Here is a 7,339-nt window from a genome sequence, read left to right as displayed (position 1 = left end):
CTCCCGGACGTCGCGCAGCGCTTCCTCGGGTCGAGCGCGCTGCACCAGGTCGACAGCCCAGCGGATCCGTCGGGCGACGTCCCCGCCCGCCACCCAGCTGCCGCGCGCGGCGCCCAGCGCGGCGGCCTCGACGGCGAGCGGGATGACCGACGCCACGTCGGCGCCGCCGATCCCCGCGCTGACGGCCGCGGCCACCGCCGAGGCGCTCGCGATCGCCAGGCCGGTGTGGTGCGTGACGCTCGAGGCCTCGACCACGCGGTCCACGAGCGCGCCGAGATCGGCCGACCCCACCGCGATGCCGAGCGGCGCGATCCGCATGGCGGCGCCGTTGGTCGCGCCTGCGCGGCCTGCCTCCGAGACGTCGACCCCTGCCATCACGGCGGCGACGGCGCGGCGCGTGGACGGGCCGAGCAGGTCGAGCGAGCCGCGGGAGCGCATGTCGTCCTCCCAGGCCACGAGTCGCGCGGCGAACTCCTTCGGCTCCACGTGCCCGCCGCCGTCGATCATGAGCCGGGCCAGGACGAGGGCCTGCTCGGTGTCGTCGGTGACCGAGCCCGCCGGCATGCCCGCAGCGATCGGGTGATCAGGCCCGCCGGGGTGGAAGCCGTCGAGGACCCCGAATCGCTCGGCGACCTCCGCCGGGGACATCAGCTGGGTGGGCATCCCGAGGGCGTCGCCTATCGCGAGCCCGGCAAGCGCGGCGCGCGCACGGTCGCGCGCCTGGGGTCCGTAGGTGGACATGCCACTCCTCACCGACGTCGTTCGTCTCGCGCAGGACAGCCGTTCCTCGTGGGCACGGCTCGGTCAGAGCACCTCGAGATGCAACTGGAAGTGCTCAGGGTCGAGCGAGCTGCGCACATGCTCGACGAGGCTGCCGCCAGGGGTCCTGACGGTCAGGGTCGTGTGCAGGAACCAGTCGTCCGTCGATCGCCCGAGGGCCACCGACTCCTCGCCGTCGAGTCTTCCGCCCCGCACCCACTGCTCGCCCTGCCCGGCGATCAGACCCGCGGCCGCGAGGGTAGCGGTCAGCGAGCCGTCGACCAGGCCCCGCTCGGGCAGGTCGAGCAGGGCTCCGAGGGCAGGCACCCTGCTCCGCTCGTAGGAGACGGCCGGTCCGCCGACGACCCGCCGGATCCGATCGACGGCAACGAACTCGGCGGACTCCCGTCCCAGTGCCTCGGCGAGCCCGCGGTCGGTGACCACCTCGAGCCGGAGGACCTCCACCTCGATCTCGATCCCTCGCTCCTGAAAGGCCACGGCCCACCCGCGCCGCGCGTCGAGCGGAGCACCGTCGTAGACGACGAACGAGCCCTTCCCCGGCCGGGTAGCGATCAGGCCCTCGCGGTCCAGGCGGGCCAGGGCGTGACGCACCGTCGTCCGGCTGACGTCGAACTGGGCGGCGAGCGCATGCTCGCCAGGCAGCCGTCCGCCACGACCGAGCCGGCCGGTGCGGATCTCCTCCTCGAGCACGGCGGCGACCTCTTCGTGCTTGAGCTGGGGTTCGCGCCCCGTCACGAGGCTCCGCCGCGGTCGGCCAGCACCTCGTCGACCGTGGTGATCTCGATCATCGGGCCGTACAGCGCCAAGGCGTCCAGAGCGCGCTGGTGGTCGGTGTCGCTCACGCCCGCGCAGGCGTCCGCGACCACGCGCACCCGCACCCCGTCGTCCGCCGCTGCCAGCGCCGTGGACAGCACGCAGCAGTCCGTCGAGACACCGGTCAGCACGATCTCGTCCACGGCCGCCAGGCTCGCGCGCATGTCGGCGTCCCACTTGCCGAAGGTGGTCCGGTCCACGAGGACCGCCCGGCCGACCGGGGGGACCTCGAGGGCGAACTCCGGCATGAGGTCGTACAGCGGGAGGGTCTCCCGGTCCAGGGCGAAGGGCCACTGCTCGTAGTAGGGGACCCAGGCCCCCGTCGGTGTGGACGGGGCGAGGAAGCGGGTGAACGCGACGCGCTCGCCGAACGACTCGCGCAGCCGCGCCACGCCCGCCGACGCCTCCGCGTACCGAGGGGTGAACCACTGGCTCGACGGCTCCCCGAAGATGCGCTGCATGTCGATCGCGACGAGCCAGGACCCGGTGGTCATCCGTCCACCTCCTGCGCGGCGACCGGCAGCGCCTCCTGCGCCGCGATCGCGGACCGCCCGAGCACGAGAGTCCCGACGAATCCGATGAGCAGGGCCGCGAGCACACCGAGGTTGGCCCATGCCCAGTCGCCCTCCCGCCCGCCGATCGGCCCGAGGAGGTAGCCCTGCCAGGTGAGCCACGAGGCGTAACCGTTGGTCACCAATCCCCAGCCGACGACCGAGCCTACGACCGTGAGCACGATCGCCGAGACCCGGACCGTGCCGTAACGACCTCTGGGATCGAGCAGCTCGGAAACGGCGTAGGGCGTGCGTCGAAGGAGGATGTCGGCCATGAAGATCCCGCACCAGGCGGCGATCGGGACGCCGAGAGTGATGAGGAAGCCCTGGAAGGGGATGAAGAAGCTGTCGGCGATGAACACGACGTAGATCGCGCCGAGGGACATCAGCACGCCGTCGATTCCTGCCGCCACGGCGCGCGGGACGCGCAGGCCGACGCTCAGCAGCGCCAGTCCGGAGGAGTAGATGTCCAGCACCGAGCCGCCGATCAGGCCGAGCACGGCGACCAGGGCGAAGGGCACGAGGAACCAGGTCGGCAGGACCGTCGTCAGGGCGCCGATCGGGTCGGCGACGATCGCGTCGTTGAGGTCGGCCGACGACCCCGCGAGCATCGTCCCGAAGACGACGAGGATCACCGGAGCGAGCGAAGCACCGAAGGTCGTCCAGGCCACGACACCGGTGGCGGAGGACGACCTCGGCAGGTACCGGGAGTAGTCGGCGGCCATGTTGACCCACCCGAGCCCCAGCCCGGTCATCATGAAGACGAGCGCACCGATGACAGCAGGTGCCGAACCGGCGGGGATCGACGAGAGCGCTGCGAAGTCGATCTGGTCGGCGACCAGGACCATGTAGACGACCGTCAGGACCCCCGTGGCGATGGTGATCCACTTCTGCAGCCTCATGATGAAGTCGAACCCGATCACTCCGCCGAGCACGATCAGCGCGGCCACGAGGACGAGGGCGATGAGCTTGGTCCCCGTGCCGTTCGACCATCCGAGCCGGCCGAAGACCGTCGCCGTGGCCAGCACGGCCAGTGCGGCGAGCACCGTCTCCCAGCCGACGGTCAGCAGCCAGGAGAGCGTCGACGGGAGGCGGTTGCCGGTGACGCCGAACGCGGCACGGCTGAGCGTCATCGTCGGCGCGTGCCCACGCTTGCCCGCCACCGCGATGAACCCGCAGAAGAGGAAGGAGACGACGATCCCCACGACTCCGATGACGACGGCCTGCGCGAACGAGACGCCGAACCCGAGGATGAATGCTCCGTAGGCCACGCCGAGCACCGAGACGTTCGCCGCGAACCACGGCCAGAACAGGTCACGGGGTCGACCCTTGTGCTCGCTGCTGTGGATGGAGTTGATGCCGTTCTGCTCGACGGCCAGCCCCGCCCCTGCGGCAGCGTCACGCTGCGCCGACGACGTCTCGATGCCCATCCGGACTCCCAAGGTCGCACCTGTCTATACCTGTCTCGTCGTGAGAGTAGAGACGTCGCCCTTTCTCGTCAAGGAGCCCGGCAGGGCGAGCCGCCCGGCCTCCGGCATGACCACCCCGCGGCAGGCCACGAGCGCGTACCGTGACCTCCCCGCCCCCCGAGGAGGCCCGTGCACGCCGACCCGATCACCGCCTTCTACACCGCGTTCACCCGCGGCGACGGCGAGGCCATGGCCGCCTGCTACTCCGGTGAGATCGCCTTCGATGACCCGGCCTTCGGCCGCCTCACAGGTCAGGACGCCGGCGACATGTGGCGGATGCTCTGCGGAGCGAGCGGGAGCCCCACCGTCACCTTCCAGGTCGTGCAGTCCCGCTCGGGTTCCACGACCGTGAGGTGGACGGCCGACTACGCCTTCGGGGCGCGGCGGCGCCCGGTGCACAACGAGGTCGTCGCACACCTCGTGGTGCGCGACGGTCTCATCGTCGAGCACCACGACGTCTTCGACTTCCCCCGCTGGGCACGTCAGGCGCTGGGACTGCCGGGGCTCCTGCTCGGGTGGTCACCACTCGTGCAGCGCAAGGTCCGCGCCGGCGCACGCGCACGGCTGGCGGCCTTCCAGGCCAGGGCCTGAGGGCGCGCCGGACCGGACCTCAGCGCGTGTCACCCCCACCGGTGTCGACGTTCGCGCGGCCGGCCTCGAGGCGGGCGACCGGGATCCGGAAGGGCGAGCAGGACACGTAGTCCAGGCCGGCGCGGTGGAAGAAGTGGATCGACTCCGGGTCCCCGCCGTGCTCCCCGCAGACCCCGAGCTTGAGCCCTGGCCTGGTGGCCCGTCCCTCCTCGATGGCGACCTGGAGGAGGCGGCCGACACCGTCGACGTCGAGGCTCTCGAAGGGCGAGACCGTGAAGACGCCCTGGTCGAGGTACGAGGCGAAGAACGCGGCCTCGACGTCGTCGCGGGAGAAGCCCCAGGTGGTCTGCGTGAGGTCGTTGGTGCCGAAGGAGAAGAACTCGGCCGCCTCGGCGATGCGGTGGGCGGTCAGCGCGGCACGAGGCAGCTCGATCATCGTGCCGATCGGGATGCTCAGCTCCACCTCCGCCTCCTCCGCGACCTCGGCGACGATCCCGTCGATCTCGTCCCGGATGAGGTGCAGCTCCATGACCGAGCCGACCAGCGGCACCATGATCTCGACCTTGGGCCGACCGCCGGCACGCAGCCGCTCGACGGCCGCCTCGGCGATCGCCCGCACCTGCACGCCGAAGAGGCCGGGGACCACCAGCCCGAGCCGCACGCCGCGCAGCCCCAGCATCGGGTTGCTCTCGTGCAGCCGGTTGACCGCGTCGAGCAGCCGCCGGTCCGCCTCGTGCGGCTCGCCCCGCTCCTCCGCACGCGCCACCTTCACCATGAGCTCTGCACGGTCGGGCAGGAACTCGTGCAGCGGCGGGTCCAGGAGCCGCACCGTCGTCGGCATCCCGTCCATCGCCTCGAAGAGCGCGACGAAGTCGTCCCGTTGCGGGGGAAGGAGCGCGGCGAGCGCCTCGTCCCGTGCGCCGTGGCTGTCGGCGAGGATGACCCGCTCGATCAGCACGCGACGCTCCCCGAGGAACATGTGCTCCGTCCGGCACAGGCCGATGCCCTGGGCACCGAGGGTGCGGGCGCGTGCGGCATCGACGGCGGTGTCCGCGTTCGCGCGGACGGCGAGGCGACGCACGCTGTCGGCATGCCTCAGGAGCCGGTCCACGGCCATGACGAGCTCAGCGGCCTCGCCGTGCAGGCCCTGGACGGCCGCGACGAGCCCCTCCTCGAGGTACCGCGCGACGGGCGAGGGGACGACGGCGACGGCACCGGCGAAGACGGCACCGGTGGAGCCGTCGATCGAGAGCACGTCACCCTCCCGCACGACCGTCTCCCCCGTGCGGACGCACCGCTCCTCCTCGTCGACGTCGAGCCCCTCGGCGCCGCACACGGCCGTGCGCCCCATCCCGCGCGCCACGACGGCGGCATGGCTGGTCTTGCCGCCGCGGCTGGTCAGCACCCCGATCGCGGCGATCATGCCCTCGAGGTCGTCCGGCGTGGTCTCCCGGCGCACCAGGATGACGTCCTCCCCGCGCGCGGCCCACTCGGTCGCCGTCGCGGAGTCGAAGACGGCCCGGCCGACGGCGGCACCCGGCGAGGCCGGTGTGGCCGTCGTGAGAAGCACCCGCTCCTGGTCCGGGTCGAACTGCGGGAACATCAGCTGGGCGAGCTGGGCACCGCTCACCCGGCTCAGCGCCTCGTCGAGGCTGATGATCTGCTCGTCGACGAGCTGCACGGCGATCCGGAAGGCAGCGCCCGCCGTCCGCTTCCCCACGCGGGTCTGCAGCATCCAGAGCTTGCCGCGCTCCACGGTGAACTCGATGTCGCACAGGTCGCGGTAGTGGGCCTCGAGCGTGCGCATGATCCCGCGCAGCTGGGCGTGGCTCTCCGGGTCCAGCCGCTCCATGTCCGCGAGGGACAGGGTGTTACGGACCCCGGCCACGACGTCCTCGCCCTGCGCGTTGGCCAGGTAGTCGCCGTAGACCCCGGTGTGACCGGTGGCCGGGTCACGGGTGAAGCAGACCCCGGTGCCCGAGGTCTCGCCGAGGTTGCCGAAGACCATCGTGCAGACGTTGACCGCCGTGCCCAGGTCGTGCGGGATGCGCTCGCGGCGCCGGTAGACCCTGGCCCGGTCGGTGTTCCAGGAGTCGAAGACCGCGGCGATCGCCAGGTCGAGCTGCTCGCGCGGGTCCTGCGGGAACGGCCGCCCGGTGCCGTCCAGCACGATGCGCTGGTACTCGGCGACGAGCTCCTCCAGGTCGCCCGCCGTGAGGTCGAGGTCGCTGCGCGCTCCCCGGGTGCGCTTGAGAGCGTCGAGCGCCCCGGAGAAGAGCGCTCCGTCGATCCCCAGGACCGTCCGCCCGAACATCTGCACGAGCCGGCGGTAGGAGTCCCAGGCGAACCGCGGGTCGTCCGACACCCGCGCGAGCCCGGCGACGGACACGTCCGTGAGCCCGACGTTCAGGACGGTCTCCATCATCCCCGGCATCGACGCCGCGGCACCCGACCGCACGCTCACCAGCAGCGGGTCCTGCGGATCGCCGAGCCGCCGCCCGACGCTCTCCTCCAGGTCCGACAGCGCCGCAGAGACCTCGTCGTGCAGCGTCGGCGGTACCTGCCCCGTCAGGAGGTAGGTCCGACATGCCTCCGTCGTGATGGTGAATCCGGGCGGGACGGGCAGGCCGAGGCGCGTCATCTCCGCGAGGTTGGCGCCCTTCCCCCCGAGGAGTGCCGTCATGGTGCGGTCGCCGTGAGCGAACGGGTACACGAACTGGTCCATCGATGCGCCTTCCGGTCAGCGGCCGGCGGGCGACCGACGCCCGTGGACCGCGATGATCACGCTGGGTGGTTCAGCAGGTCTCGTACCTCCGTCGGTCCGTCGGCCGCCAGGGCGACCGTGGCCAGGCGCTGGGCCTCCGGGTCGTCCACCGCACGAACGGCCCGCTTGACCAGCGGGATCGCGAGCGGGCTCATCGAGAGCTCGGAGACGCCGAGGCCCACCAGAAGGGCCGCTGCGCCCGGGTCCGCTGCAAGCTCGCCGCAGACTCCGACCATAGCCTCGCCCGCGCCGTCGCACACGGCGGCGACGAGGCGAAGCCGCCGTGGGGCGAGCTCCCTCCCGCCCGTCCGCGTCCGGCGCACCGAGCCCTGTCCGCCGGGCGAGTTCGCCACGCCCGGACGCGGGGGGGG

General features: G+C 72.2%; 7 protein-coding genes. 1 reads left to right on the top strand and 6 read right to left on the bottom strand.

Annotated features, from left to right (window positions below):
* The 4 genes from ABWK99_RS11385 to ABWK99_RS11370 all read right to left on the bottom strand — a co-directional run.
* Positions 1-741 (bottom strand): ADP-ribosylglycohydrolase family protein (locus ABWK99_RS11385; protein ID WP_372594818.1); only part of this gene is annotated, 741 nt, incomplete at its 3' end.
* 63 nt (positions 742-804) lie between these two features.
* A complete protein-coding gene (locus ABWK99_RS11380) occupies positions 805-1,515 on the bottom strand; it encodes a GntR family transcriptional regulator (protein WP_372594817.1) in 711 nt (236 codons plus the stop codon).
* Positions 1,512-2,087 carry a cysteine hydrolase family protein gene (locus ABWK99_RS11375; protein ID WP_372594816.1) on the bottom strand — a complete coding sequence of 192 codons (576 nt, stop codon included), beginning with the start codon at positions 2,085-2,087 and terminating at the stop codon, positions 1,512-1,514. Before ABWK99_RS11375 ends, ABWK99_RS11380 begins: the two co-directional genes overlap by 4 nt.
* Complete coding sequence (locus ABWK99_RS11370) at positions 2,084-3,574, bottom strand: cytosine permease (protein WP_372594815.1); 1,491 nt, start codon at positions 3,572-3,574, stop codon at positions 2,084-2,086. The genes ABWK99_RS11375 and ABWK99_RS11370 overlap by 4 nt, the downstream gene beginning before the upstream one ends.
* A gap of 168 nt (positions 3,575-3,742) precedes the next feature.
* Here ABWK99_RS11370 and ABWK99_RS11365 point away from each other — a divergent pair, with 168 nt between their 5' ends.
* Positions 3,743-4,204: a nuclear transport factor 2 family protein gene (locus ABWK99_RS11365; RefSeq protein WP_372594814.1), complete on the top strand. Its 462-nt coding sequence runs from the start codon at positions 3,743-3,745 to the stop codon at positions 4,202-4,204.
* A 19-nt stretch (positions 4,205-4,223) separates the two neighbouring features.
* Here the strand turns inward: ABWK99_RS11365 and ppdK are convergent, their stop codons facing one another.
* Together ppdK and ABWK99_RS11355 are read right to left on the bottom strand one after the other, a co-directional pair.
* Positions 4,224-6,929, bottom strand: coding sequence for a pyruvate, phosphate dikinase (ppdK, locus tag ABWK99_RS11360; RefSeq protein ID WP_372594813.1), 2,706 nt, complete (start codon positions 6,927-6,929; stop codon positions 4,224-4,226).
* A gap of 56 nt (positions 6,930-6,985) precedes the next feature.
* Positions 6,986-7,291 carry a putative PEP-binding protein gene (locus tag ABWK99_RS11355; protein WP_372594819.1) on the bottom strand — a complete coding sequence of 102 codons (306 nt, stop codon included), beginning with the start codon at positions 7,289-7,291 and terminating at the stop codon, positions 6,986-6,988.
* Between the last annotated feature and the right edge of the window lie 48 nt (positions 7,292-7,339).

It is taken from the genome of Actinotalea sp. (assembly GCF_041597215.1).
Classification (GTDB): domain Bacteria; phylum Actinomycetota; class Actinomycetes; order Actinomycetales; family Cellulomonadaceae; genus Actinotalea.
Note: the sequence above shows the minus strand (reverse complement) of the source record. Positions and strands in the feature narration are given on the sequence as shown.